The sequence below is a fragment of the Acidovorax sp. NO-1 genome, assembly GCF_000238595.1.
Classification (GTDB): domain Bacteria; phylum Pseudomonadota; class Gammaproteobacteria; order Burkholderiales; family Burkholderiaceae_C; genus Acidovorax.
In genome coordinates this window covers 13,453-38,895 of the sequence record NZ_AGTS01000032.1, presented here as the reverse complement: position 1 = coordinate 38,895, position 25,443 = coordinate 13,453, and the positions used below count along the sequence as shown (strand labels likewise).

22 protein-coding genes and 1 tRNA gene are annotated in these 25,443 nt (G+C 64.2%); 7 read left to right on the top strand and 16 right to left on the bottom strand.

Annotation, left to right across the window (positions count from 1 at the left end; genetic code table 11):
• Positions 1-256: 256 nt before the first annotated feature.
• From cas2e to cas3, 9 genes are read right to left on the bottom strand one after another with little or no spacing between them, the layout of a single operon-like run.
• Positions 257-544 (bottom strand): type I-E CRISPR-associated endoribonuclease Cas2e, encoded by a 288-nt coding sequence (gene cas2e / locus KYG_RS02810; protein WP_085942480.1) that lies wholly within the window; start codon positions 542-544, stop codon positions 257-259.
• Positions 522-1,397 carry a type I-E CRISPR-associated endonuclease Cas1e gene (gene cas1e / locus KYG_RS02805; protein ID WP_008903306.1) on the bottom strand — a complete coding sequence of 292 codons (876 nt, stop codon included), beginning with the start codon at positions 1,395-1,397 and terminating at the stop codon, positions 522-524. The genes cas2e and cas1e overlap by 23 nt, the downstream gene beginning before the upstream one ends.
• Before the next feature lie 4 nt (positions 1,398-1,401).
• Positions 1,402-2,130, bottom strand: coding sequence for a type I-E CRISPR-associated protein Cas5/CasD (gene cas5e, locus KYG_RS02800; RefSeq protein ID WP_008903305.1), 729 nt, complete (start codon positions 2,128-2,130; stop codon positions 1,402-1,404).
• Between the two features lie 8 nt (positions 2,131-2,138).
• Positions 2,139-3,185, bottom strand: a complete 1,047-nt coding sequence (cas7e, locus tag KYG_RS02795; protein WP_008903304.1) for a type I-E CRISPR-associated protein Cas7/Cse4/CasC — start codon at positions 3,183-3,185, stop codon at positions 2,139-2,141.
• Between the two features lie 29 nt (positions 3,186-3,214).
• A complete protein-coding gene (cas6e, locus tag KYG_RS02790) occupies positions 3,215-3,859 on the bottom strand; it encodes a type I-E CRISPR-associated protein Cas6/Cse3/CasE (RefSeq protein WP_008903303.1) in 645 nt (214 codons plus the stop codon).
• Positions 3,856-4,119 (bottom strand): type I-E CRISPR-associated protein Cse2/CasB, encoded by a 264-nt coding sequence (gene casB, locus KYG_RS25435; protein ID WP_369749716.1) that lies wholly within the window; start codon positions 4,117-4,119, stop codon positions 3,856-3,858. The genes cas6e and casB overlap by 4 nt, the downstream gene beginning before the upstream one ends.
• Positions 4,008-4,391 carry a type I-E CRISPR-associated protein Cse2/CasB gene (locus KYG_RS25430; protein ID WP_008903301.1) on the bottom strand — a complete coding sequence of 128 codons (384 nt, stop codon included), beginning with the start codon at positions 4,389-4,391 and terminating at the stop codon, positions 4,008-4,010. The genes casB and KYG_RS25430 overlap by 112 nt, the downstream gene beginning before the upstream one ends.
• Positions 4,392-4,394: 3 nt before the next feature.
• Positions 4,395-5,891, bottom strand: coding sequence for a type I-E CRISPR-associated protein Cse1/CasA (gene casA, locus KYG_RS02780; protein WP_008903300.1), 1,497 nt, complete (start codon positions 5,889-5,891; stop codon positions 4,395-4,397).
• A gap of 23 nt (positions 5,892-5,914) precedes the next feature.
• Positions 5,915-8,557 (bottom strand): CRISPR-associated helicase Cas3', encoded by a 2,643-nt coding sequence (cas3, locus tag KYG_RS02775; RefSeq protein WP_034692854.1) that lies wholly within the window; start codon positions 8,555-8,557, stop codon positions 5,915-5,917.
• 280 nt (positions 8,558-8,837) lie between these two features.
• Here cas3 and KYG_RS02770 point away from each other — a divergent pair, with 280 nt between their 5' ends.
• Complete coding sequence (locus KYG_RS02770; protein WP_008903298.1) at positions 8,838-9,917, top strand: IS630 family transposase; 1,080 nt, start codon at positions 8,838-8,840, stop codon at positions 9,915-9,917.
• 757 nt (positions 9,918-10,674) lie between these two features.
• Here KYG_RS02770 and KYG_RS02765 read toward each other — a convergent pair.
• The 6 genes from KYG_RS02765 to cysS all read right to left on the bottom strand — a co-directional run bounded on the left by KYG_RS02765 (position 10,675) and on the right by cysS (position 17,247).
• Positions 10,675-10,767: transfer RNA gene (locus KYG_RS02765), tRNA-Ser, on the bottom strand.
• Positions 10,768-10,955: 188 nt separating this feature from the next.
• Positions 10,956-11,921, bottom strand: a complete 966-nt coding sequence (gene tilS / locus KYG_RS02760; protein WP_034692859.1) for a tRNA lysidine(34) synthetase TilS — start codon at positions 11,919-11,921, stop codon at positions 10,956-10,958.
• A gap of 136 nt (positions 11,922-12,057) precedes the next feature.
• Positions 12,058-13,908, bottom strand: a complete 1,851-nt coding sequence (locus KYG_RS02755) for a methyl-accepting chemotaxis protein (RefSeq protein ID WP_008903296.1) — start codon at positions 13,906-13,908, stop codon at positions 12,058-12,060.
• 164 nt (positions 13,909-14,072) lie between these two features.
• Complete coding sequence (locus tag KYG_RS02750; RefSeq protein ID WP_008903295.1) at positions 14,073-15,050, bottom strand: acetyl-CoA carboxylase carboxyltransferase subunit alpha; 978 nt, start codon at positions 15,048-15,050, stop codon at positions 14,073-14,075.
• Positions 15,051-15,148: 98 nt separating this feature from the next.
• Positions 15,149-15,820, bottom strand: a complete 672-nt coding sequence (locus KYG_RS02745; protein WP_008903294.1) for a DNA-3-methyladenine glycosylase — start codon at positions 15,818-15,820, stop codon at positions 15,149-15,151.
• 47 nt (positions 15,821-15,867) lie between these two features.
• Positions 15,868-17,247 (bottom strand): cysteine--tRNA ligase, encoded by a 1,380-nt coding sequence (gene cysS / locus KYG_RS02740; protein ID WP_008903293.1) that lies wholly within the window; start codon positions 17,245-17,247, stop codon positions 15,868-15,870.
• Positions 17,248-17,457: 210 nt separating this feature from the next.
• On the opposite strand from cysS, the gene KYG_RS02735 reads away from it, so the two are divergent.
• The 6 genes from KYG_RS02735 to KYG_RS02710 all read left to right on the top strand — a co-directional run bounded on the left by KYG_RS02735 (position 17,458) and on the right by KYG_RS02710 (position 22,695).
• Positions 17,458-18,543, top strand: a complete 1,086-nt coding sequence (locus KYG_RS02735; protein ID WP_008903292.1) for a tetratricopeptide repeat protein — start codon at positions 17,458-17,460, stop codon at positions 18,541-18,543.
• Between the two features lie 84 nt (positions 18,544-18,627).
• A complete protein-coding gene (locus KYG_RS02730) occupies positions 18,628-19,902 on the top strand; it encodes a L,D-transpeptidase family protein (RefSeq protein WP_008903291.1) in 1,275 nt (424 codons plus the stop codon).
• The gene (locus KYG_RS02725) at positions 19,899-20,480 is read left to right on the top strand and encodes a peptidylprolyl isomerase (RefSeq protein ID WP_008903290.1); all 582 of its coding nucleotides are present in this window, start codon (positions 19,899-19,901) and stop codon (positions 20,478-20,480) included. The genes KYG_RS02730 and KYG_RS02725 overlap by 4 nt, the downstream gene beginning before the upstream one ends.
• 29 nt (positions 20,481-20,509) lie before the next feature.
• Positions 20,510-21,016 carry a peptidylprolyl isomerase gene (locus tag KYG_RS02720; RefSeq protein WP_008903289.1) on the top strand — a complete coding sequence of 169 codons (507 nt, stop codon included), beginning with the start codon at positions 20,510-20,512 and terminating at the stop codon, positions 21,014-21,016.
• A 16-nt stretch (positions 21,017-21,032) separates the two neighbouring features.
• Entirely contained in the window at positions 21,033-21,824 is a 792-nt protein-coding gene (locus KYG_RS02715) for a UDP-2,3-diacylglucosamine diphosphatase (protein WP_034692853.1), read from the top strand.
• Between the two features lie 34 nt (positions 21,825-21,858).
• Complete coding sequence (locus KYG_RS02710) at positions 21,859-22,695, top strand: zinc-dependent peptidase (protein ID WP_008903287.1); 837 nt, start codon at positions 21,859-21,861, stop codon at positions 22,693-22,695.
• Positions 22,696-22,774: 79 nt separating this feature from the next.
• On the opposite strand, the gene mdeB is transcribed toward KYG_RS02710, so the two are convergent.
• Positions 22,775-25,435, bottom strand: coding sequence for an alpha-ketoglutarate dehydrogenase (mdeB, locus tag KYG_RS02705; RefSeq protein ID WP_008903286.1), 2,661 nt, complete (start codon positions 25,433-25,435; stop codon positions 22,775-22,777).
• Between the last annotated feature and the right edge of the window lie 8 nt (positions 25,436-25,443).

Below are 25,443 nucleotides of genomic sequence, written 5' to 3'. Positions count from 1 at the left end.
AACACCCCCACGGGCGTGGGGAAGACGTGGAGCGCAGAGAGAGGACGCAAGGCGTGAGAGAAACACTCCCACGGGCGTGGGGAAGACTGATGTGTGCCCAGCAGCTCGCGGGCGATGGCGGAAACACCCCCACGGGCGTGGGGAATACAGGCCATCCGCGAGGCAAAGGACTACCTGGGCAGAAACACCCCCACGGGCGTGGGGAAGACCCTGACAGGTAGTGTCTAGGAACGCCGAAAACACTACCGGTAGTGTGTTAACCCGATTTAAGGGTTTCGATGATCAGCTCCAATCCCGAAATCTGAATGGTGGGCTTGCGTGGCGGGCCAATGGTGCGGATTTCAAATCCCGGGGCGTGGGAAATAGACTTGATCAGCAGCACGCCAGACTCTGGCGGGCAATGCTGGTAAAGGTACTCCACCACCGTGGTGGCCACCGAGTCTTTGATGCCGGAGACAAACACGTTGGGCCTGGGTTCAATGAACCACAGCTTCATGCGCCCGCGCACGGCGGGTGGCAGATCATTTGCGATAACGATGAGCACGGCCCGTCCCCAGCATGGCAATCACGTCCTCGCCCACCTTGGCCAGCAAGTCCATGTCGATCACCCGCTGCCTGAACCGTGCCGCCACTTTGTGCTTGTCGTAGCGGCCCGCCAAATCGCGGGTGAGGGCAAAGGCGAGGTCAATGCACAGCTCCTCCTTGTACAAATCGGCCAGGTCGTACACAAACGGCAGCGGGCTGCCCGAGTGGATAAAGCCGATGTGCGGCGAATAGCCCATGCTGTGCAGGGCAGAACTCAAGATGCCGTACAGCGCGGCATTGGTGGCCGTGAGGATTTGGTTGGTCAGGTCGCTGGCTTCAAATTTGCCGGGGGTGAAGCTGCGGCCTTTCCAGCCGACCTGGTAGTGCAGTGCCTTTTCTTCGTACAGGCGGCGCACCCGGTTGCCTTCCATGCCCATCATTTCGGGCAGCGTTTTGCCCGCCAGATCGGCATCTGGAAAGCGCCGTGCAAACATGCGCCGCGCTACTTCCACAGATTTCACCGGGTCGGCAGACAAGGTGATTTGAAGCTTCAGGTTGCGGGTGTCTGCCGTGGGCAAAAAACCTGCGGCGTAAAACAGCAGGCTGTCCTCGCCCACCCAGCACACCGGGCAGTTGGCAGCAGTGGCCGCCTTGACGGCCTCGTGCGTGATGGTGGTGCCCGGCCCCAGCAGCAGGGCATTGAGGGTGGCTACCGGCAGGGGAACGACGTGGTTGTCGGCATCAATCCATTTCACGCTGCTGTCGTCCACCTCCAGCCGCCCGCGCTCCAGGTAGATGAAGGGGTATTTGTCTTTCACCTGTGGCAAGGATTCGCGGGTGATTTTCACCAGCAGGCGCTGTCCGGTGGCCATGGCGTTACGGCTCCTGCGCGCTGGCATCCCAGCGCTGCACACTGACGCGCCGGTCGCGGTAGGTTTTGTGTGTGCCCAGTTGCAGCGGCACGTCGTTGAGGGTGAGCACCTCGCCCTCGTGCTCGCCTTGCAAGATGCGCAGGGCAAAAGCGCGTTCCTTGGCCTGCGCCAAGGCTGCGCCTGCTTGCAAGGCGGCATCGGCACTGTCGAACAGGCCCTGGTAGATGAACTCGGTGGGCACGCAGTTTTTACGCCCCAGGTACAAGTCCCACACCGGCGCTTGCAGGGCGGCGGCGGCTTCTGGGGCCAGTGCCGCAGGGGCTTGCAGCGCCACGGCATAGGCCATGTCTTGCAGGTAGTAGCGGTAGGTCATTTTGGTGCCGCCACCCACAGCTTTGCCGCCATCGCTTTTTTTCGGGATGAGCAGGGTTTGCCACGGGTCTTGGTCGTCGTAGCCGCTGCCCACCATTTGAAAGTCGCGCAGCAGCGGCAGGCGGGGCAAGGGCTGGCCTTGGGCATTGCGCGGCACATAGGCCACGGTGTGCATGTCCAGGTCGGCCCATGCGGCCAGCCACTCGGTTTGCAGGCCACGGGCACCGCGCGCGCAGCACAGCAGGCCCAGCACGCCCGATTTGGTAGGAAAGTCCAGGCTATCGCGGCGCCCAAACTTGGAGTCGTGCCCCCAGGCCTGCAAGGGCGCCTCCAGCCAGAGCAACAGATAAGGGTTGGCCATGCCTTGCCTCACTGCACATGGCTTTGCAGGGCGGCAATCAGCGCATCGATGCTGAAGTGGTCGTCCTCGCCCCAGTCGTAGGCAGCCAGCTTGCCAAACAGCGAGCCGCTGAGTTTTTCCTTTTTGTCCAGATAGGCTTTCAGCTCTTGCACGCTGGGCTGCAAAAAGCCTTCGCCGCTGGCCTTGACGGGCTTTTCAAACGGCACTTGCAAGCGCTGGCCTTGGCGTACCAGCACGCGCGCAAATTCCCAGGGCGATGCGCCCGACTGGGTGGTTTGGCGCGCATTGGGCACGGCGACAAACAGCGCCTGGGTAAAGGCGGCAATGGCTTTTTTCAGGTCGTCGGTGTTGCCGCTGTCTGCAATGCCCAGGCTGTGCGCCAGTTGGCCCAAATCCAGGCTCACATAGCGGTAGTAGGTGGCCGAGTTGAATTCCAAGCTGCCCATGTGGGCCGAGCCGGGTTCCTCCTGCAGGTCGTCCAGCGCCGTGAAAAATTCCACTTCGTTGCTCACGCGGTGCGTGGAGATGGCGTGGGCAAAAGAGGCGGCGGCTTCGACGTTCATGTCGGCGGCTTTGGCCACCATGCGGCCAAACAGGGCAATGTCCAGGGCGTCCAGCGCAGGGTTGAGGGCTTTTTTGGCGATTTTGGCCAGCTCTTTGTCTTTGAATTTGCTGGCGTCAAAGCCGTTGTCTTGCGCATAGGCGGCAAAGGCGCTGGCTTCGCTGTCGCTGATGAACAGCAAGGTGTCGTCCACGATAAGTTCTGCCAGTTTTGTGCCGCACTCCTGGGCCTGGCTTTCTGTGGCACCAGCTTGCTGGCAGGCCTTGGCAAAGAGGCTGGCGGCCTGCTTGGTGCGCGTGGCCAGCTTCACGCCAAACCCGGGCATGGCCAGGCGCACCTGGCGCTTCCAGCATTGCGAGCTGACGCGTGCGCGGGTCACGCCGCCGACCACGGCAGTTTTGGGCGCACCCACGTCGTCGCGGTTCAGGCAGGTGACGGGGAAGGATTGCAGGATGTGGAACTCGATGCGGGTGTTTTGGTAAGCGTGGGGCATGGTCAATGTCTCCGGGTTCAGGCCAAGATTCAGGCAAAGGGGTGGTCAACAAAAGGGACGATTTGCAGCAGGCCGCAGCCAAAAGCCCGGCCCCGGCCTATGCCGTGGCTGAAGCTGTGCTGAAACTGCGCGCGGTCGGTAACGATGAGCTGCCCTTGCACATGGGCTTGGGCCAGGGTGACGGGGCGCTGCGCCTTGTCTTTGAATTGCAGCACTTGCAGCTTGTCGATTTGCAGGTGCTCGGGGCTGGCTTCAAAGCCCCAGCTTTGCGCGCCGCGCTGCAAAAACCATTGCGCCACAGCCTCGCGGCCTTTCACTGGCAGCAACTTGCCGCTGGCGCTGTCGCGCCGGGTGGGGTTGACGATGACTTTGAAGCGGTAGCGCGGGTGCGCCAAAAAGTCTTCGGCAATGGGGCGGCTGCGCACCGTGCCGTACCGGCCATCAATGTGTGGTGCTGGTGGCCTATCAGAGAGCAGTAAGATCGTGCGGTGCTGAAAGTCGCCCCCTTGGTCGGCGTAGAGGATGCCGCTGGCGTGGCTGGCGGCTTTTTCAGCGTCGCTGCGCACATCGTCAAACAGGCTGTACACCACGCGGTGCAGGGAGTAGGCGTCGGTCACGCGCAGCGCCTGCACGGCGGTGCGGTCAAGCTGCAAAACACTGGCAGTCAGGTTCATGCAGCCTCCTCAGCGGGGGCATCTTCCACGGTGCGGCCATAGAACTCTTGCGCCCACTGGCTTTTGATTTTTTGCGCATCCCAGGCAAAGCGGTGCAGTTGTTGCAGCAAGCGGATGTAGTCCAGCGGCTGGGGGACGCGGCTGTCAATCAGCGCCAGCACGGGGCGCAGGATGCGGCACAGCTCTGGCACGTCGTCGCAGGCCAAAACGCGGCGCAGTTTGGCTTTGCCTGGTCGCTTTTGGCACCGTCGCTGTAGCAGGCCGCCATGGCCTGGCCCAGTTTCAGGTTGCCGTTGTGCGCCGCCTTGGCTTTGGCCATGGCAGCTGCGACAAGCGTAAAGGGCAGGCGCTGGGCTTCGTCCTCCAGGTTGATGCCCCAGTCGGCCAGAAACTCCCAGCTTTGATATTCGGTGGCGGGGTTGTCGGCACGGCGCAGGCGCGCGGCCAGGCCTTTGTCCTGCTGGGTGCGTTGCAGCACCGAGGCCACAAAGCGCGCTTCGCGGCTGCTGGTGGGGGGGGTGGGTGGCGGCACAGTTCAATCCTCCTGTTTCAAGTATTTGCCGAGCTTGGGGCGGTGCTGTGCCCAGGCGTCGAGCTGGCGTGCGGTGTCTTGGGGGCAGTGGCGGTCAAAGGCTTGCTGGGCATACCCGGCAAAGCCCAGACGCAAGCGCCGGCGCATGGCGGCGTGTGCTTCGCCGCTTTCGCAGTGCTCCAGCAGGGTTTGGAAGTCGCGTTCGCACAATTGCCAGAAATGGTGGCTGGCTTGTTCGGCCATTTTTTTGCCATCGACCAATTGCGCCTTGAAATAGCCCATGACGCAGCCGTACACGGCCTTGGCCAGGTCGTCCAATGAGTTCATTTCGGCCTGCAATTGGGCAAACCAGATGTCCCCCAACATGCTGCTGTGCAACCAGACTTGCGACTCCACAAAATCGTCGCTGCCCGAGGCGTATTGCTCGCCCGCATTGCTGCTGACGCGCAAGCCGCCCGACCACACGGCAAAGCTTGGGCTGGCGATGCTGGTGCGCTGCAAGCCCACATCGATTTGCCAGCATTGGAAGCCTCGGCTTTTTTGCTGTGCAAACAGGCCCAGCAAGGCCGTGAGTTCGCGCCATGGGCGCTTTTCTGGGTTGGCCCACAGGGCGCGGGCTTTTTTGCTAGCGTGGTCCACCGTGGCGGTGGGGTCGGCCATGCCGCCGTTGTAGTCGGCATGTGCCAGCCCTTCGGAATAATGCAGGCCATCGCTTTGAAGCAAGCAAAAGCGGCACAGCGGCACCAGCCGCCCCATGAGCGATTGCTGTAACTGCTGGGCGGTGGTGCAGGCTTCGCCCGTGGGCATCACTTCCCAAGGCGCGGTGCCCACGCCAGCGGGAAACACCTTGGCAGCGGCAATTTGTTCCTGGCTCAAGAGGTTGAGCCACAGGCTGTGCCACAGGTCGTTGCTCAAAAGAAAGCTGTGCAACAGCCCCATGTGGGCAACGGCAGGGCCAGGTTTGCCGGTCGAGGGCTTGCCTTTGTCGTTGCTTTTCCCTGGGTAGCCAGGGGTGAGGGTGATGCTGTTGTCCGTTTTCTTGCCACCCAAGGCAAAGCCCATCAAAACGACCAGCAGCAGGGCTTTGTCGGCGTCGCTGGGTGGGCGGCTCACTTGGCTGTGGTTCAGCACGGTGGTGTTGCCGGTCGATATTTCCGGCTGCACGGCACCGTAACTTTGCTTTTGCGCCCCTGCAATCGCTGGCATCTGCAAAAACGGCTGGTCGCCACACAGAAAAAACCGCTCGTGCCATTGCTCCAGATAGGCCAGGCAGCGCTGTGCCAATCCTGCCGCGCCCAGGGCCTGCCACTGCGCTTCGTCCTCGGGCGTGCAGGCGGCCTGGGCAATGGCCAGCAGCAGCTTCATCAAGGCGATTTTTTGTACCGGGTTGCCGCCCAGCGCGCGGTAAGAGGGTTCGCTGAAAACCTGCCGCAAACTCACCCGCCCGACATCCACGATGGGTAGCCAGGGTTCATCAATCAGGTTGAATCGTCGCTCCATCGTGTCTGTGCTCCTTCTCTACTTCAGGTGTCGTTTTTGACCCGGCGATACCCCAGGTCGGTGCGGTATTCCAGGCGGTGGCGCTCATGCACCGTAGCGCCATGCAGGCCCTGCAGTTGGCTTGCATCATCCACCAGGCACAGGCGCAAGACGCTTACATCGTCTGGCCAGGTGTCGTCCCCCAAATAAAAGCAGTGACCTAAGCCCAGCTTTTGCCACTGGCTGCGCGCCAGTGGCAGCGGCGCGTCGGCGGCGCGCACGGGCACCTGCTGCTGCATGAGTTGCGCCGTGAGGGCTTTCCACGCCTGTTTGTCGAGGCGGTGGCGCTGGGTGGGCAGGGCCAAGGTGCTGCCGTCGAGCAAGGTCAGGTGGGTGGTGTGGCTAGTGCTGTCGTAGTCCACGCGGCGCAGCAGCAGCACTTCGTGGCTTTCGCTGTCGCTGTAGCGGGTTTGCGCGTCCACATCGGGCAAGGTTTTGCCGTCTTGCGCCACGCCAACGCGGGCGAGTTGGCGCAGGGCTTGACGGCCTTTGCGCTCGGGCCTGCCCGGGGTGCGCGGCGTGCCATGCTCCAGCTCATGCAGCCAGCGGGCCATGGCGCCTTCTTCGTCACGGCTGGCGTAGGTGGCTTCAATCAGCGGGCGAATATCGCCGGGCAAAGCGATGTGTTGCAGTGTTTGCCACACCTGCAAGCTGCGGCACAGCACGTAGGGTGCATAAACAAACGCACTCGCACCAAAGGCTTGCAGGGGCTGGGCCACGGCGGGCTCCAAGGCCGGGGCCAGCAGCCACGCGCTACACGTTGCCGTGCTGGCGCGCGGGGTCTCAAAGTGCCGCCACAGCCGCCCCAGGCGCTGCAGCAGCATATCGGTGGGAGCAAAGGCAGTGACGAGAAAGTCGGCATCGATGTCCAGCGATTGCTCCAGCACCTGCGTGCCCACCAGAATGCGCCCCTGCGCTGCGCGCTGCGGCCAGCCCGGTTTGCCAAACAGGTTCACCCATCGGTCTTCAATGTTTTGCCGATCCGAGGCGGTAAAGCGTGAGTGCAGCAGGCCGCAGGCTATACCCAGCTCTTGCGCACGGGCGGCGAGGTCAAGGTAGCGCTGCTGGGCGGCATCAACGGTGTTTTCTATCCACAGCACCTGCTGGCCTTGTGCCGCGCGGTCGAGGGCTTCCTGGAGTGCGCAGGCCTCGTCGTCCAGCAGTCGTACCTCAACCTGGGTGGACGGTGGCGGCGCCACGGGGTATTCCTGCACTGTGGGTACATCGGCTGTGTTTTGTAGGGCGGTGATCAACGGATAAGCCTGGCTGTGCAAGGGTGCTTGCAGCAGGTGCGATCGCCGCTCTTGGCTGAGGGTAGCGCTCAAGATGATGACGGTGCAGTGCAGGCTGCGCAGCAAGGCCACCAAGGCATCGAGCAAGGTGCCGGTGTAGGCGTCGTAGGTATGCACTTCGTCCAAGATCACCACTTTGCCCGCCAGGCCAAAGGCGCGCACAAAGCCGTGCTTGACGTTCATGGCCGCCATCAAGGCCTGGTCAATGGTGCCCACGGCAAACGGTGCCAGCAGACCGCGTTTGGCCTGGTGAAACCACGCGCCGCCGGGGCGGCCTTCTTCCCCCATGTCCGTTTGTTGCAGCCAGGCTTTGCCGTGCAGCAGCAAGGCGCTGCGGTGCGGGCACTCAGGCGCAAGGATGCGGCTTAAAAATGCGTTAAAGCGCTCGTGGATTTTGTTGGAGGTCAGTTGCGTAGGCAGGGCAAAGTAAATGCCGCTGGCCTGCCCACCATCGAGCATTTGGTAGGCCGCATACAGCGCGGCTTCGGTTTTGCCCAGGCCCATGGGCGCCTCCAGCACATAAACGCCCGGGCGCTGTGCAGCCTCTAGAAACTGCTGCTGCGCGGCGCGGGGGGCAAAGCCGAAGACATCGGCAAACCCCAGCCCTGGCCGGTAGCTGGGGGCCATCCATCCGGCTTCGCGCAAGGCGGTGTCGATCAGGCCCTGCCAAGGCTGGGTTGGGTCTTCAAAGTGGCGCCCCGAGCCTATCCAGTCGGCCACGCTGGTCAGGCCCGCCACCAAGCGCGCCTGCGCTGCACTGGCAATGTGGGGCCATTTCATGCCCAGGCGCTGCTGGAGTTCTTGCACCAGCGCAGCGCGTTGCGCCTGCCAGGCACTGCCGCCAAACACCTCGGCATCGGCGTGCTTGCCGCCCAACTGGGGCGAAAACCCGTGATGCTGCCCGACGATTTCAGGAATCCACGCTGGTGCGCCCAGTGCTTTGGCCGCTGCCTGGCTCACGCCCGCATGGCCACCCCATTGCTTTTCAAGTTCTGGCGCAATCGCTTGTTGGGGAATGTGTTCCGCGCCGCTGGTGCAGTGGCGGCGCAGCTTTTCCACAAAGCTGGGGCTGACCTTGCCAATGTCGTGGCAGGCTGCGGCAAAGGCTGCATCAGGTGGGAAAAGAGCACTTTGCAACGCTGGCGGGTAGAGCGCAATCAGACAATGTGCGACGGCCCCGACGATGTGGCAGTGCTCGGGCACGCTACGCCCCGGTGTGGTGCTGCCATCCGAGGTTTGAAAGGTCTTTGCAGGGCAACTGGTAAAACTGATCGAACCGGCGCCGGAACCTTGGTCACGTGTTGATATTTGAGTCCGAGAGCTTCTGTGCAGCATGGATTTGACAACGCAAGGTTCGAGCTCTACTTTTCAGAAACTAGATGCTTGGACTCTGAAAAAGCTATTGGCGGCAGTGGCGATTGATTGAATAAGCACCTGTTCAGAGTCAAAACGGCATCTGTAAGAACTTACGTGCAGTTTAGTCGGGGGGGGGGCATGTAAAGGGTTGATTCGCAAAGGAGTAGTTCGGCCCTACCCTAGTGTGGCGTCTCAGAAGTAATTGGAATTATTTCGACGAGTGTTGATCCCAGGAGTTTCCTTGGAGGAGACTACGCCGATGGCCCACACTGGACGCCCCGCCACGAAGCTGCAGATCACCGATGCCGAGCGCCAAGAGCTCCAGGCGCGCTTGCGCGTACGCAAGGCGCCAGCAGACGAGAAGCTGCGCATGCGAATTGTGCTGGGCTGCGCGGATGGAGAGTCGGGCACTGTGATTGCCCAGCGCTTGGGAACGACGGTGCAAACCGTCTCCAAGTGGCGGCGGCGCTACCAGGCGTACCGCCTGGCGGGTTTGACCGATGCACCGCGCACGGGCCGCCCCCGCAGTGTGGGAGATGAGCGGGTTCAGCACATCGTGGACAAGGTTCGTCACAGCAGGCCTACCAACGCCACGCACTGGAGCGTGCGCCAGATGAGCCGAGAGGCGGGCGTATCACCGGCGACGGTGCAACGCATCTGGCATGCGTTTGGTCTGAAGCCGCATTTGCAGGAGACCTTCAAGCTGTCCACTGATCCTCATTTCATGGACAAGGTGCGCGATGTGGTGGGGCTGTATATGGCACCACCTGATCGCGCCTTGGTGCTGTGCGTGGACGAGAAGAGCCAGATCCAGGCCCTGGATCGCACCCAGCCAGGGTTGCCACTGACGTTTGGCAAACCCAGCACGCGCACGCACGACTACAAGCGTCACGGCACAACGTCGCTGTTCGCAGCGCTGGATGTGGCCACTGGCAAAGTCATCGAACAGCTCAAGCGCCGTCACCGCAGCCTAGAATTCCTGCAGTTCCTCAAAGCCATTGATGCACAGGTGCCGGGCGACCAAAACATCCACCTGATCATGGACAACTACGGCACGCACAAGACGCAGGCCGTGCGGGCGTGGCTAGCAGCCCATCCCCGCTATCACGTTCACTTCACGCCAACTTCCGCGTCCTGGCTCAATCTGGTCGAGCGCTTCTTCAGCCAGCTCAGCGAGCAGTGGATCAAGCGCAGCGCCCACACCAGTGTCGCTCAGCTGGAGCAAGCCATCCAGGCATACATCGACCGTCACAACGAGGACCCCAAGCCGTTCGTGTGGCGCAAAAGCGCCGACACCATCCTGGCCTCTGTCGCTCGCGCTGCTGGTGAGATTATTTGACACTTATTTCTGAGACGCCACACTAGAGCACCTGCCTTTTCTTGGGTCGCCCCCGAGGACGACGTGCATGCTCTGACTCCAAACGCATCGAAGAAGGTGCGGCGGGACCACTCGCGAAATCATCCCGTGCGACCCACGCGGCCAAAAGCGGTCGTTTTACGAAAATTCTTGCACCCACACGCAGCGGAGCTGGGAAGCCTGCCGGAGGATCAGCCAAAAACCGTCTGGTTTGATGAACCGAAAACCCTAACACTTGCGCCACTTCAGGCACATCCAGCAACATGCCTTGTGCACTGCCACCAATCGTTTCCATCGTTAATCCAAAGACCCCATCGCCCACACGCGTCGCGCGTGCAGCGGCCCTTTTCACCTGGGCATAGGCACGGCTAAAACCCTGCGCGCAGCGCGAGAAGAAAGCCAACTGAAGCGAAAGAGCGGTGGCAGTGGGAATACAGCCGCTCCAAGGGAGCGCCAAACCTTAGCTTGGCAATGATGGACGGGTCGAACCCGCGAATAGCCGCACAAATGTCCAACTACGTATAGCAATCTTATAGAGCTTGTAGTTTCGATACAAACAAATGCCACGAACGATCGTGATCGCATCGCCATGCCAATTCCGTGCCACAAGCCTCCGCAACCCGCTGCGAACGGATGCAACTCCATGCCAATTCCATGCCAAATGATCCACAAAAATGGCAAAAAAAAGCCCGACCTTTTTGGGGTCGGGCTCTTCGTTTGATAGCACGAAAGCTAGTCCTGGCGGAAACGGAGGGATTCGAACCCTCGATGAGGCTCTACACCCCATACTCCCTTAGCAGGGGAGCACCTTCGGCCACTCGGTCACGTTTCCAATCCCGCTATTATGCCCCATTTTCAGGGGCAAATCGTAGGGTTCAGGCGGCTGGCTCGTCCAGCGCGAATGCCTTTTGAAGGCTGCGCACCGCCAGCTCGACGTACTTGCATCCACCACCGACTCCTGGTTTCCGAAGCGGGATCATCTGGATATGGAGGCCCTCCCGCTCGGCATGCGGCGCGCAATCAGGGGGCCAAAACCTCGGGGTCCCGCCAATCGAGATGTTGCCCTGCCCTGACCACAAAACCCCGCCCCACCTTGATGTGAATGCGGTGGCCGCGTGTGGTGCAGGCAGCGAGCTGGTCCAGCAGCTCCCCCAGCTGGGCGGCTGCGGGTGTCGTGTGGTGGGCACTGCGCAGCCAGTGGCGCATTACATTGGCCTGGCGCGCACGGCTCAGGCCCTGCAATGCTGTGATTTGCGGCGGTGTGCCCACATGGGCAAGGTCTTGTTGCGCAATCTCTTGCAGCAGGTCGACCGACTGTGCGGCGTGGGCGGCCGAGCGGGCAAAAGTTTCGCGAAACGCCGGAAAGGTGGCCTCCAGTGCGGGCAGCAGCTGCGCGCGGATGCGGTTGCGGGTGTAGCGCTGGTCGGCATTGGTGGGGTCTTCCACCCAAGACTGGTCTTGCAGGCGCAGCCAGCTGCGGACGTCGGCGCTCGCCACCCGCAGCAGTGGGCGGTGCCAGACCACGCCAGCGCGTTCCCACCGGGCGGGCATGGCGGCGAGCCCGGCAACCCCCGCGCCGCGCGACAGCGCCAGCAGCAAGGTTTCGACCTGGTCGTCCGCATGCTGCGCCAACGCTATTGATTGAATAGCTACTCGCGCTTTACTGGCAAGCGCTACAGCCTCAAAAGCCTTGTACCGCGCCTGCCGTGCGGCATCTTCCGGGCTCTGGCCGGGCGCGTGGCGGGCATCCACCCGCTCGACCCACAGGGGTACCCCCAGGTCCTGGCACAAGCGGGCGCAGTGCTGTTCGAAGCCATCGGCCGCCGCCTGCAGGCCGTGGTGGACATGGATGGCCTGCACCTGCCCCGGCCACCGGCGCGCGCAAGCCAGCAGCAGCGCCGTGGAGTCGGCCCCGCCGCTGAGCCCCACGGCCAGGGGCAGCGCGGGCGCAAAGGCCTGCATGGCAGCGTCAAAAGCTTGTGTCACGCCCATGCCCCCCTGGCGGCATTCAGCAGCAGGGCCGAATTGAAGGCACCAAAGCAAGGATCAGGGAAGGAGAGCATGGGCGGGGATTATCAGCGAGCCCCTTTGCCGCCCTGCCAATGGCGACATCGGCCTCGCCTCAAGCGCCCGCACCGGGTGAACGTGCTCCCGGACTGGGTACATCGGCAGACAGGCGGAAGGTTCCCACCACCTCCGACAGGCGCACGGACTGGTCTTTGAGGCTTTGCGCGGCTGCTGCGCTTTGCTCCACCAGGGCGGCGTTTTGCTGGGTCATCTGGTCGAGGTGCGACACCGCCTGTCCGACCTCATTGATGCTGGTGCTCTGCTCATTGGTGGACGCGGTGATCTCGGCCATGATGTCCGTCACGCGCTGCACCGAGGTAACGATTTCGTTCATGGTGGTGCCCGCATCGTGCACCAGACGCGATCCGTTTTCCACCTGTTCCACAGATGCGCTGATGAGCTGCTTGATTTCCTTGGCAGCCTCCGCACTGCGCCCGGCAAGACTGCGCACTTCACTGGCCACCACCGCAAAGCCGCGACCTTGCTCACCGGCCCGGGCCGCCTCCACCGCCGCATTGAGCGCGAGGATATTGGTCTGGAAGGCAATGCCATCAATGACGCCGATGATGTCGTTGATCTTGCGCGACGCGGCGTTGATCTGATCCATGGTGGTCACCACGTTGCCCACCACCCGGCCACCATGCTGCGCCACGCTGGACGCCTGGGCCACCAGCTGGTTCGCCTGGCGCGCAGAGTCTGCATTGTGGCGCACGGTTTCGGTCAGCTGCTGCATGGACGCGGAGGTCTCCTCCAGGCTCGACGCCGTGAGTTCGGTGCGGCCGCTCAGGTCATGGTTGCCGGTGGCGATCTCTTCGGCCGCCACGCGCACCGAGCTGCTGGCATCGCGGATCTGCGCCAGCACACCCGAGAGCTTGCCCGCAAAGCTGTTGAAGCTGGTGGCGATCTGTGCGAGCTCGTCCTGGCCCTGGGCATCGATGCGCCGCGACAGATCTCCATCGCCTGCGCCGATTTCGTGCATGGCGTCACGTACTTGTGTGAGCCGCCGCAGGCGTTGCGACAGAATGCCTGCCAGGACCGCCAGGGCGACCAGAAGCACCACGATGCCCGCACCCAAAGACACCTGCAGCATGGTGGTGATGGCTCGCAGCGCCTCGCTCCGGTCAAGCGCGATGGCCAGTAGCCATGGCGTCCCGGTGACTGGCGCCACCGTCAGCAATACGGGGCGGCCTTGCAGATCGAGCGCGTTGAGATCAGCGCGTTTGGCCATATCAGCCAGCGCGGAAGCTGTGAGAGCAGCCGCCAGGTCCGTGGCGGGCTTGAGCGCCAGTTTCACCTCGGGGTGGGCAATGATGGTGCCGTCGCTTCCCACCAGAAAGGCATAGCTCGAGGGTGTGGGCTTGATGGATGCTACGTTGGCCACCACGTCCGCCAGCGACACGTCACCCGCCATCACGGCCTTCACGTTGCCACCTTCGCGCACGGCCTTGGCAAAGGTCACCACCAGCCCGGCTCCTCCGGCATCTGCATACGGCGCGGTCAGCACCGGGGCGTCGGAGCCGGCGGCCTGCTGGTACCAGGGGCGTGCAGTGGGGTCATAGTCGGGCGGCAGGTTCTGCGGTTCAGAGAACACTGTGCGCTTGTCCGCATACCCGAAGTAGGTGGTGTGGAAGTTACCCGCCTTCGCCAGCATGTTGAGCGGCTTGGCAGCGTCGGCATCATCCAGTGCCGCCACAGCAGACTCGACCACCCTTGCCTTGCTTCGAGCCCAGTCGCGCAAGGCCTCGATGTGGCTATGGGCCAGGGCCTGCGACTGCGCGGTGAGCGAAGCATAGGCCTGGGATCGCGCAGTGAGGTAGTTGGCAGTGGTCAGGGCCATCAGCCCGGCCATCAGACTCCCCACCGATACGAGGAGAATCTGACCCTTGAGCGTCTTGAGAAGCTGCATGGAACACCCCTTGCACCACCCGAGCGGGCAGTTGCAGCCATGTTACATCCGGTATCAACCTGTGCGCCAGTGAGGGCTTGCCCGGCCCCGTGTGCCGCCAGAAAAGCAACGGCGGCCTTCAAAGGCCGCCGTCAGAGCGATACCAGTTCGTTTCCAACAGGCGCTCAGCGGCTGTCTGCCTTCGTATCGTTGAAACGGCCGTAGCTCTGCAAGCGCTCATAGCGGCGGTCCAGCAGGTCTTTGGTCTTGAGGTCGGCGACCTGGCGGAAGGCATCGCCCAGTGCGCGCTTGAGGAAAGCGGCCATCTGCTTGTGGTCGCGGTGGCCGCCGCCCACGGGTTCGTTCACGATCTTGTCCACCAGGCCCAGGGCCTTGAGGCGGTGGGCGGTGATGCCCAGCGCATCGGCGGCTTCCTGCGCCTTCTCGCTGGTCTTCCACAGGATGGAGGCGCAGCCTTCGGGGCTGATCACGGAGTAGATGGCGTATTGCAGCATCACGACCTGGTCGGCCACGCTGATGGCCAGTGCGCCGCCGGAGCCGCCTTCGCCAATAATGGTGGTGATGATGGGCACTTCAAGCTGCGCCATCTCGAAGATGTTGCGGCCGATGGCTTCGGACTGGCCGCGCTCCTCGGCGTCGATGCCAGGGTAGGCGCCGGGCGTGTCCACAAACGTGAACACGGGCAGCTTGAACTTCTCGGCCGTCTTCATCAGGCGCAGCGCCTTGCGGTAGCCCTCGGGCTTGCTCATGCCGAAGTTGCGCATGGCGCGCTCTTTGGTGTCGCGGCCCTTCTGGTGGCCCAGCACCATGCAGGCATGGCCGTTGAAGCGCGCGAGGCCGCCCACGATGGACAGGTCGTCCGCGTAGTGGCGGTCGCCGTGCAGCTCGACAAAGTCGGTGAAGATGTCGCGCACGTAGTCGAGCGTGTAGGGGCGCTCGGGGTGGCGGGCGATCTTGGTGATCTGCCAGGGCGACAGTTCGCTGTAGATGTCCTTGGTGAGCTGCTGGCTCTTCTTGCTCAGCTGGTCGATTTCTTCCGAGATATCGACGGCACTCTCGGTCTGCACGTAGCGCAGTTCTTCAATTTTGGATTCGAGTTCGGCGATGGGCTGCTCGAAATCCAGAAAGGTCTTTTTCGCCAACGTTTTTCTCCTTGGGGGATCGCGACGGTTGCAGTTGCCACGAACGGCACGCACTGTAACCGACGGTTAGCCAGTTTTGTAAAGCGCGTCAGGGTGCGTCAGTAAGCCACCGGCAACGGGTCGAGCGAGCGCCAAATATACCAAGTCGCCACACTGCACCAGGGCTTCCAGGCCTCGGCCACCTCGCGGGCATCGCTGCGGCTGACGGGGTCGCCTGAAAAATAATTCTGGCTGATGCCGTTGATCAGCCCCACGTCGTCCAGCGGCAGCACGTTGGGTCGCATCATGTAAAAAATGAGAAACATCTCGGCGGTCCAGCGGCCAATGCCGCGAATGGCCACCAGCTCGGCAATGATGGCCTCATCATCCATGGCCGCCCAGTCCTTCACGTGCAGCTTGCCACCCTCGAAGTGCATGGCCAGGTCCACCAGGTAGTCCACCTTGCGGGCAGACAGGCCGGCGGCGCGCATGTCGTCGATCTTGAGCTTGAGCACGCTGGCGGGCTTCATGCTGCGGGGCAGCGCGGCAAAACGCTCCCATACCGTCTGGGCAGCCTTCACCGACACCTGCTGGCCCACGATGGAGCGCGCCAGCGTGGTGAACGCGTCACCGCGCGTCTGCAGCGCGGCGTCGCCGAACTGCGGGATCAGGCGCTTCATCACCCGGTCTTTTTTGACCAGGTGTTTGCAGGCCTCGGCCCAGTAGTCGGGCGTGGCCAGTTCCAGCGGCGGGCTTGCGACATCGCCAGCTATCTTTTTGAGAGCTGCCACCACTTACCCCACCTGCGCCAAAGGCATATTTGACATGCAAAATTGCTTCACTGCGCAGCTTCCCAGGTCGTCCCCGTGGGCGAGTCCTTGAGCACGATGCCCTGGTCAAGCAGCGCCTGGCGGATGCGATCGGCCTCCGCGAAATTCCTGGCCGCCTTGGCGGCAGCGCGGGCGGCAATCTGCGCCTCGATGTCCGCACCGCTCACTTCTGCCCCGGCCTGCAGAAACGCCTTGGGGTCACCCTGCAGGATACCCAGGCACCCCCCCAGCGCCTTGAGCAGGCCCGCCAGCGCGGCCGAGCGGGTCTTGTTGACCTCACCGGCCAGGTCAAACAGCACGGCCACGGCCTCGGGGGTGCCGAAATCCTCGTCCATGGCGGACTTGAAGCGGGCGGCGTAGGGGTCGGCCCAGTCAATGCCTGCCAGATCGGCGGGCGCCACCAGGCTCAGGGCTGTGTACAGGCGCTTCAAGGCCTGGCGCGCGTCGTCCAGATGGGCATCGCTGTAGTTCAGCGCGCTGCGGTAGTGGGCGCGCACGATGAAGAAACGCACGGTCTCCGCGTCGTACTGCCGGAGCACGTCACGGATGGTGAAGAAGTTGCCCAAGCTCTTGGACATCTTCTCGTTGTCTACACGCACAAAACCGTTGTGCACCCAGAACCTGGCCAGCGGCTTGCCGGTGGCGCCTTCGCTCTGGGCGATCTCGTTCTCATGGTGGGGGAACTGCAGGTCTGCCCCGCCGCCGTGGATGTCAAAGGTTTCACCCAGCGTGGCGCAGCTCATGGCCGAGCACTCGATGTGCCAGCCGGGGCGGCCCGCGCCAAAGGTGCTGTCCCACTTGGCCTCGGGCGGCTCGTCGGCCTTGGCGGATTTCCACAGCACGAAGTCGAGCGGGTCTTCCTTGCCGTCCAGCACTGCCACGCGCTCGCCAGCGCGCAGCTCGTCGAGCGACTTGCCAGAGAGCTTGCCGTAGCCGTCGAATTTGCGCACGGAGTAGTTCACGTCGCCGTTGCTGGCACGGTAGGCCAGGCCTTGGCCTTCCAGCTGGCCGATGAGCGACAGCATCTGGGGCACATATTCGGTGGCGCGGGGCTCGGCCGAAGGCGGCTCGATGCCCAGCAGGCCGATGTCCTGGTGCATGGCGGCAATCATCTCGTCGGTGAGCTGGCGGATGGTGATGCCGCGCTCCAGCGCGCGCTTGATGATCTTGTCGTCGATGTCGGTGATGTTGCGCACGTAGGTGACGCGGTAGCCGCTGGCCTTGAGCCAGCGCTGCACCACGTCGAACGCCATCATCATGCGGGCGTGGCCGATGTGGCACAGGTCATAGATGGTCATGCCGCACACATACATGCGCACATGGCCGGGTTCAAGCGGAGAAAAGTCTTCCAAAGCACGCGACAGCGTGTTGTAGATGCGCAAACTCATGGGATTTCAGTAACGGAGGCTTGATGGGGGGGCGAACATGGCGCCGGCAGCGGGGGGCGGCGGCCCCGGGCGGGGTTGGCCCGGCGAGGGGCTATCTTGCGAAATCACCAGCGGCAACAGCGTACCGTCATGACAACCCCCTCAGCTACAATCCGCCGCAGTATAAGCCCCCGCCTGGGACACCCGCTGCCCCCCACCTTTGAAGTCCCCATGAAGCAAGTCCGCTGCACACTTCCACGCCTCCTGCGCCTGCTGGCACTGACTGCGCTGCTGGGCACCGGCGCGGCCCAGGCCGACGACTACGCGGAAATCACCCAGCTCATCAAGGCCGGCAAGCCTGCCGACGCGCTCACCAAGGCCGACCAGCGCCTGGCGGCCAACCCGCGCGACCCGCAACTGCGCTTCCTGCGTGGCGTGGCGCAGGCAGATTCGGGCAAGCCTGCCGATGCCATCACCACCTTCACCAAGCTCACGGAAGAATATCCGGAGCTGCCCGAGCCCTACAACAATCTGGCGGTGCTCTACGCCAACCAGAACCAGCTGGACAAGGCACGCACGGCGCTGGAGATGGCGATCCGCACCAACCCCAGCTACGCCACCGCGCACGAGAACCTGGGCGACATCTACGCCAAGCTGGCCAGCCAGGCCTACAACAAGGCGCTGCAGCTCGATGCCACCAACGCCAATTCCGTCAAGCCCAAGCTGGCACTGATCCGCGAACTCTTTTCGGCAGACACCGTGGGCAAACCGGGGCGCGCCGCTGCCGCAGCGCCCGCACCGTCGCCCGCTGCAGCGCCCAGCATCGTGGCCACGCAGCGGCCTGCGCCCCCCGCACCCACGGCACCACCAGCACCAGCCGTCGCGCCAGCGGCCACAGCACCCGCACCGGCACCAGCCGCCGCTCCCGCAGCAGCAGCGGCCCCCACCCCGCCAGCGCCTGCGGCAGCAAGCGATGCCTCCGTCCAGGCCGTCACATCGGCGGTCCAGGCCTGGGCCGCTGCCTGGGCGGCCAAGGACATGACCGCCTATCTGGCCGCGTACGACGCATCGTTCGACCCGCCTGGCCGCCAGTCGCGCAGCGCGTGGGAGAAAGAGCGCGAGGCGCGCATCGTGGGCAAATCCAGGATCAGCGTGCAGTTGTCGGACATGGCGGTTTCCGTCAATGGCGACAAGGCCACGGCACGTTTTCGCCAGGCCTACAGTGCCGATGCACTCAATGTCACCAGCCGCAAGACGCTCGACCTCGTCAACAGCAATGGGCGCTGGGCCATCGTCCGCGAAGCCACAGGCGGCTGACATGACCTCCACCGCCGCGCCTGCGCCCGAAGCGCGGGCGTTTTTTTTGCTCTCGTGACCCCGATACCGATACCGATACCGCGCATGTTGGTGCCCCGTTTCGCACACAGCCACCGGGTGGTGGCTGGCTCCCTCGCCATGGCTGTGCTGTTGCAGGCAGCCCCTGCACTGGCGCAGGGCAGCAAGAAGGCGCAGCGCGCGGCCCAGGCGGCGCCCGCAGCGGCCGCGGACCTGCGCGACGGCGAGGCAGAAGCCCGCCTGCTGGCCGTGTACAGGCTCACCGCCGAAGGCCGGGGCCGCGAAGCCCTGCGCGCGGCAGAAGCCCTGGCCCGCGACTACCCCCACTTTCAGCTGGCGCAACTGGCGGTGGGTGACCTGCTGACGGCCCGCACCCGCCCCATCCGGCGCCTGGGCGACCTGCCGGAGCCGGATTCCGTGCGCAGCATCGAGGCTGCCGCCACGCTGGAAGACCTGCGCACCGAGTCGCGCCAGCGTGTGGATGCCCAACGCAGCCGCCCGCCGGCCAATACGATCCCCACGCAGTTTCTGGAGCTCTCGCCCCGCTCGCGCCACGCCATCGCCATCGACGCCTCGCGCTCGCGCCTGTACCTGTTCGAGAACAGCGCCAAGGGCCTGCGCCTGGTGGCCGACTACTACGCGTCGGTCGGCAAGATGGGTATCGAAAAATCCCTTGAGGGCGACCAGCGCACGCCGCTGGGCGTGTACTTCATCACCAGCCGGCTGGACCCCGCCACGCTCAAGGACTTCTACGGCGTGGGCGCCCTGCCCATCAACTATCCCAACCCGCTGGACCTGAGCCGCGGCAAGACAGGCAGCGGCATCTGGCTGCACGGCACCCCGTCCAACCAGTTTGCGCGCGCCCCGCTGGCCACCGATGGCTGCCTGGTGCTGGCCAACCCCGACCTTGAACGCATCCTGCGCACCGTGGAGCCACGCTCCACGCCAGTGGTCATTGCGCGCCAGCTGCAGTGGGTGGCACCCCAGGCCATCCAGTCAGAGCGCAAATCGTTTGACGCGGTGCTCAACGCCTGGCGGGATGCCAAGACCCAGGGCGACCTCAGCCGCCTGATGGCTTTTTATGCGCCCGACTTCCAGGGCCAACGCAATAAGCCGCTGGAGCAGTGGGCCCAGGTGTTGCACGCCGAAACACGTGCGCTGCGCGGCCGGGAACTTCACCTCAAGGACAAGTCCTACCTGCGGTGGACCGACTCGGCCGACACCATGGTGGTAACGTTCGGCGAGGTCGCAGAAGGCGCCCGCACCGGGCCGGTCCAGCGACAGTATTGGGCCCGCCGCGGCCAGCAATGGCAGATCTTTTTCGAAGGAGTGATTGGATGATTTCCAGAAGAAATTCGACCCTGGCGCTTGCCAGTATTGCGCTGACAGCTATGTTTTCAGTAGCACCTGTGCTGGCACAAGACGCCCCCAAGGTCAAGCTGGCCACCTCGATGGGCGACATCGTGGTGCAGCTCGACCCGGCCAAGGCCCCCAAGACGGTCGAGAACTTCCTGGCCTATGTGAACGACAAGCACTATGACGGCACGGTGTTCCACCGGGTGATGGACGGCTTCATGATCCAGGGCGGTGGCTTCATCGCCGACATGGTGCAAAAGCCCACCAAGGCGCCGATTCCGCTGGAGGCCAACAATGGCCTGAAGAACGACACCTACACCATTGCGATGGCCCGCACGAGCAACCCCAACTCGGCCACCTCGCAGTTCTTCATCAACGTGAAGGACAACGCCATGCTCAACGCCCCCCAGCCTGACGGCCACGGCTACGCCGTGTTCGGCAAGGTGGTCGAAGGCACGGCCGTGGTGGACAAGATCAAGGCCGTGGCCACCGGCAACAAGGGCCCGCACCAGAACGTGCCCACCACCCCCGTCACCATCAACTCCGCCACCCTGGTGAAGTGAACACACCATTCCCTGAAAGAACCACCGCCATGAGCAACCCCCAAGTCGAACTGCACATCACCGGATACGGTGTCATCACCCTTGAACTCGACGCCGCCAAGGCGCCCAAGTCGGTCGAGAACTTCCTGGCCTACGTGAACAAGGGCCACTACAACAACACCATCTTCCACCGCGTGATCCCCGGCTTCATGGTGCAAGGCGGCGGCTTTGAGCCCGGCATGACCCAGAAGGGCACCGATGCGCCCATCGAAAACGAAGCCAACAACGGTCTGAAGAACGCCAACTACACCGTGGCCATGGCCCGCACCAGCGACCCGCACTCGGCCACCGCGCAGTTCTTCATCAACGTGGCCGACAACGGCTTCCTGAACCACACCGCCCCCTCGGCCCAGGGCTGGGGCTATGCCGTGTTCGGCAAGGTTGTTGCGGGCACCGACGTGGTGGACAAGATCAAGGCTGTGAAGACGGGCCGCAAGGGCTTCCACGATGACGTGCCCAAGGACGACGTGGTGATCGAAAAAGCGGTTGCCCTCTGATCTGACAACGATCACCGTGACCACGACCGTGCCCCGGTTCGAGGAGCTTGTGGCTCCTTCGCACTGGCGCACGGTCGATTTCATTTCCGACCTGCACCTGCAGGCGGGCGAGCCCGCCACGGTGGCCGCCTTCCAGCAGTATCTGGAAAGCACCCCGGCCGACGCCCTCTTCATCTTGGGCGACCTGTTCGAGGTCTGGGTGGGTGACGACGCCCTGCTGGAGTCGGGCAGCTTCGAGGTAGAGGCCTGCGCCGCCCTGCAGGCCGCCGCGCAGCGCCGGGCCGTGTACTTCATGCACGGCAACCGCGACTTTCTGGCGGGCGCGGCATTTCTGCAGCACTGCGGCATCACCGGCCTGCCCGACCCCACGGTGCTGGTGTTTGGCGGACAGCGGTACGTGCTCAGCCATGGCGACCTGTTGTGCCTTCAGGATGTGGAGTACCAGCAGTTTCGCTTGCAGGCGCGCAGCGCCGCCTGGCAACAGCAGTTTCTGGCCCAGCCCCTGGCCACGCGCCGGGCGCAGGCGCGGGGCATCCGCCAGGAGAGCGAGGCGCGCAAGCAATCGGGCGCGGTGTATGCCGACGTGGACGGGCCCGCCGCCGCCGCATGGCTGCAGGCCGCAGGCGCGCGCACCCTCATCCACGGCCACACCCACCGCCCTGCAGACCATGCGCTGGCCCCCGGCCTGCAACGCGTGGTGCTGAGCGACTGGGACGCCGCCGCATTGCCCTCGCGGCTGGAAACACTGCGTTTGTCCGGCGCGGGCTTGGAACGGTTGCCCCTGGCCCCCATGTGCAGTCGATCCTGAACCGCGCCGGGTTTGCCCCCGCAGCTTGATCCGCATGCCCCCCCTGCTCAACCGCCTCTGGCGCCGCGTGCGCGCCACCGTGGCCCCAGTGCCCGACATCTCTGCCACGCTGTGGCTGCAGACGCTGCAGCGCTACCCGTTCCTGGCGGCCCTGCCCCTGCACGACCAGGCCAAGCTCAGGGCGCTCAGCGCCCTGTTTCTGGACCAGAAGGAATTCCACGGCGCGCATGGCCTGGTGGTAACGGATGCGATGGCGATCGACATCGCCGCGCAGGCCTGCCTGCCCCTGCTGCACTGGGGTGACCCGGCCAAGGCCCTGGGCTGGTATGACGACTTTGTGGGCATCGTGCTGCACCCCGGCGAAGCCGTGGCGCGCCGCCAGACGATGGACGAAGCGGGCGTGGTGCACGAGCACACCCAGGTGCTGCTGGGCGAGGCCATGGAGCGCGGCCCCATCATGCTCAGCTGGCAGCATGTTGCCAACGCCACCGAAAACACCGCACGCGGCCACAACGTGGTGGTGCATGAGTTCGTACACAAGCTCGACATGAAAAACGGCCAGCCCAACGGCTGCCCGCCGCTGCCCGCGGGCTTCATGGGCACCCGCACCGGCCGCGCGGCCTACGAGGCATGGTGGGCAGCCTGGGAGCCCGCCTACGAACAGTTCCGCGAGCGCGTGATCCTGGCCGAGCGCTTTGGCGCCGAACGCCCCTGGCTGGACGCCTATGGCGCCACGTCGCCGTCCGAGTTTTTTGCGGTGGCCTGCGAGGCGTATTTTGTGAACCGGCCCCTGTTTGGCGAGGAATTCCCGACGCTGGTGCCGGTGCTGGATGCGTTCTTCAGCCGGCCGGTACATCCACAGGCACATTGAACGTGCGCAAGGCGGGCAGAATGCTCCGTTTTCAATAGCTGCCAGCGCTTACTGTATAAGCGCTGGAGCCCAAAAATACTTAAAATTTCAGCGCACTGCGGGCGGCACGCGCTACGGCCTGGGCGTCCACCCCAAAGAACTGCCGCAGCGCCGCCCGCGTATCGCTGCGGCCAAAGCCATCGGTGCCCAGCGTGATGAAGCGACGCCCGTCGGGCACGAAGGCGCGCACCGTCTCGGGCACTGCACGCACATAGTCGGTGGCGGCAATCACCGGCCCTTGCGTTCCTGCAAGTTGCTGCGTCAACCACGGTATGCCCGGCTGCGCATGGCCCGCCAGGGCGCGCTGCTCGCAGGCCACGCCGTCGCGCGCCAGTTCGCTCCAGCTGGTCACGCTGAGCACCGTGACCTCCACACCTTCAGCGGCCAGCAGTTCGGCGGCCTTGACCACCTCGGTCAGGATCGCGCCCGAGCCCATCAGGGTCACAGATTTGGATGAAATCTGGCTTTCGCGCTGATCTGGCTTGCGCGAGCAGCTCTTGAAAACATAGCAACCCCGCAGCACGCCTTCGGCCGCATCCGCAGGCAGATCGGGCTGGGCGTAGTTTTCGTTCATCAGCGTCACGTAGTAGAAAACATCACGCTGCTCGGTCACCATCTCGCGCATGCCGGCGTCGATGATCACGGCCATCTCGCCCGCGTAGGCCGGGTCGTAGGCCTTGCAGTTGGGGATGGTGGCTGCGACCAGGTGGCTGCTGCCGTCCTGGTGCTGCAGACCCTCGCCGCCCAGCGTGGTGCGGCCCGAGGTCGCGCCCAAGAGGAAGCCCCGCGCACGCTGGTCCGCCGCAGCCCAGATGGCATCGCCCACGCGCTGGAAGCCGAACATGGAGTAGTAGATGTAGAACGGCAGCATGGCCAGGCCGTGCACGCTGTAGCTGGTGGCGGCGGCCGTCCAGCTGGCGATGGCGCCCGCCTCGCTGATGCCCTCTTCCAGAATCTGGCCGTCCAGCGCCTCGCGATAGCTCAGCACCGAGCCGATGTCTTCGGGCGCGTAGCGCTGGCCCACGCTGCTGTAGATGCCGACCTGCTTGAACAGGTTGGCCATGCCGAAGGTGCGCGCCTCGTCGGCCACGATGGGCACGATGCGGGGGCCGAGCGTGGCGTCTTTCAGCAAGGTGCCCAGCATGCGCACAAAGGCCATGGTGGTGCTCATCTCCTTGGCCTGCGGCTGCAGCGCGAACTGGGCATAGCTCTCGATGGCGGGCACGGGCATCGCGGCGCAGGTGGTTTCGCGCCGGGGCAGGTAGCCGCCCAGTGCCTGGCGGTGCCGGCGCAGGTACTGCATCTCGGCACTGTCTTCGGCGGGCTTGAAGAAGGCGAGGCTCGTGGCCTGCTCGTCACTCAAAGGCAGGTTGAAACGGTTGCGGAATTCGATGAGGTCCGTCTCGTCCAGCTTCTTCTGGCTGTGCGTGGTCATCTTGCCCTGGCCGGCAGTGCCCATGCCGTAGCCCTTCTTGGTGTGCGCGAGGATCACGGTGGGCTGGCCTTTGTGCGCGCTGGCAGCAGCGTAGGCAGCGTGGATCTTCACCAGGTCGTGCCCACCGCGCTTCAAGCGGTCGATCTGCTCGTCCGTCATGCCCTGGGCCAGCGCGGCCAGCTCAGGGCTCTGGCCGAAGAAATTGTCGCGGTTGAAGCGGCCGTCCTTCGCCGCAAAGGTCTGCATTTGCCCGTCGACCGTGCCTTGCAGCGTGCGCACCAGCGCGCCGGTCAGGTCGCGGGCGAACAGGCCGTCCCAGTCGCTGCCCCACACCAGCTTGACCACGTTCCAGCCCGCACCCGCGAACAGGCGCTCCAGCTCGTCGATGATGCGGCCGTTGCCGCGCACCGGGCCATCGAGCCGCTGCAGGTTGCAGTTGACCACCCAGACCAGGTTGTCGAGCCCCTCACGCGCGGCCAGCGTGAGTGCGCTCATGCTTTCGGGCTCGTCCATCTCGCCATCACCAAACACGCCCCACACCTTGCGCTGGCTGCAGTCGAGCAGATTGCGGTGCGTGAGGTAGCGCATGAAGCGCGCGTGGTAGATGCTGCTGATGGGGCCGATGCCCATGGAGCCCGTGGGGAACTGCCAGAAGTCGGGCATGAGCCAGGGGTGGGGGTAGCTCGACAGGCCCTGAGCACCCGCGCCGGGTGCGGTCAGCTCCTGCCGGTAGTACTGCAGGTCCAGTTCCGTCAAGCGCCCCTCCAGGAACGCCCGCGCGTACACGCCCGGCGCGCTGTGCGGCTGGAAGAACACCAGGTCGCCCCGGTGCTGGCCTTCACCCACACCCTCACGCGCACGGAAGAAATGGTTAAAGCCGCTCTCGAACAAGTCGGCCGCACTGGCATAGCTGGCGATGTGGCCACCCAGCTCGCCATACGCCTGGTTCGCGCGCACCACCATGGCCAGCGCGTTCCAGCGCACGATGGAAGCCACGCGCTCCTCGATGGCCAAGTCGCCGGGGAACACGGGCTGGTCCTGCACCGCCACGGTGTTCACATAGGGCGTGTTCAGGTCGGGCTGCCAGCCAATCCGCTGCGCACGCGCCACCCGCACCAGCTCCTGCAGCATGTGCCGCGCCCGCTCGGGGCCTTCGGTGGCAACCAGGGCCAGAAAGGCATCGCGCCACTCGGCGGTCTCCTGGGGGTCGATATCGGCCAGGGTGTCCTGGGAGTGAAGCAGGTGGGATGGCAAGGGGGCGTTCATAGGAGCAC

Coding starts and splice junctions, on each gene's coding strand:
- cas5e (WP_008903305.1), bottom strand. CDS start 2,130: ATGGCCAACCCTTATCTGTTGCTCTGGCTGGAGGCGCCCTTGCAGGCC.
- cas3 (WP_034692854.1), bottom strand. CDS start 8,557: ATGCTGCACAGAAGCTCTCGGACTCAAATATCAACACGTGACCAAGGT.
- cas1e (WP_008903306.1), bottom strand. CDS start 1,397: ATGGCCACCGGACAGCGCCTGCTGGTGAAAATCACCCGCGAATCCTTG.
- KYG_RS02720 (WP_008903289.1), top strand. CDS start 20,510: ATGAGCAACCCCCAAGTCGAACTGCACATCACCGGATACGGTGTCATC.
- casA (WP_008903300.1), bottom strand. CDS start 5,891: ATGGAGCGACGATTCAACCTGATTGATGAACCCTGGCTACCCATCGTG.
- KYG_RS02725 (WP_008903290.1), top strand. CDS start 19,899: ATGATTTCCAGAAGAAATTCGACCCTGGCGCTTGCCAGTATTGCGCTG.
- cysS (WP_008903293.1), bottom strand. CDS start 17,247: ATGAGTTTGCGCATCTACAACACGCTGTCGCGTGCTTTGGAAGACTTT.
- KYG_RS02710 (WP_008903287.1), top strand. CDS start 21,859: ATGCCCCCCCTGCTCAACCGCCTCTGGCGCCGCGTGCGCGCCACCGTG.
- KYG_RS02730 (WP_008903291.1), top strand. CDS start 18,628: ATGTTGGTGCCCCGTTTCGCACACAGCCACCGGGTGGTGGCTGGCTCC.
- KYG_RS02735 (WP_008903292.1), top strand. CDS start 17,458: ATGAAGCAAGTCCGCTGCACACTTCCACGCCTCCTGCGCCTGCTGGCA.
- KYG_RS02755 (WP_008903296.1), bottom strand. CDS start 13,908: ATGCAGCTTCTCAAGACGCTCAAGGGTCAGATTCTCCTCGTATCGGTG.
- cas6e (WP_008903303.1), bottom strand. CDS start 3,859: ATGAACCTGACTGCCAGTGTTTTGCAGCTTGACCGCACCGCCGTGCAG.
- KYG_RS02770 (WP_008903298.1), top strand. CDS start 8,838: ATGGCCCACACTGGACGCCCCGCCACGAAGCTGCAGATCACCGATGCC.
- cas7e (WP_008903304.1), bottom strand. CDS start 3,185: ATGCCCCACGCTTACCAAAACACCCGCATCGAGTTCCACATCCTGCAA.
- mdeB (WP_008903286.1), bottom strand. CDS start 25,435: ATGAACGCCCCCTTGCCATCCCACCTGCTTCACTCCCAGGACACCCTG.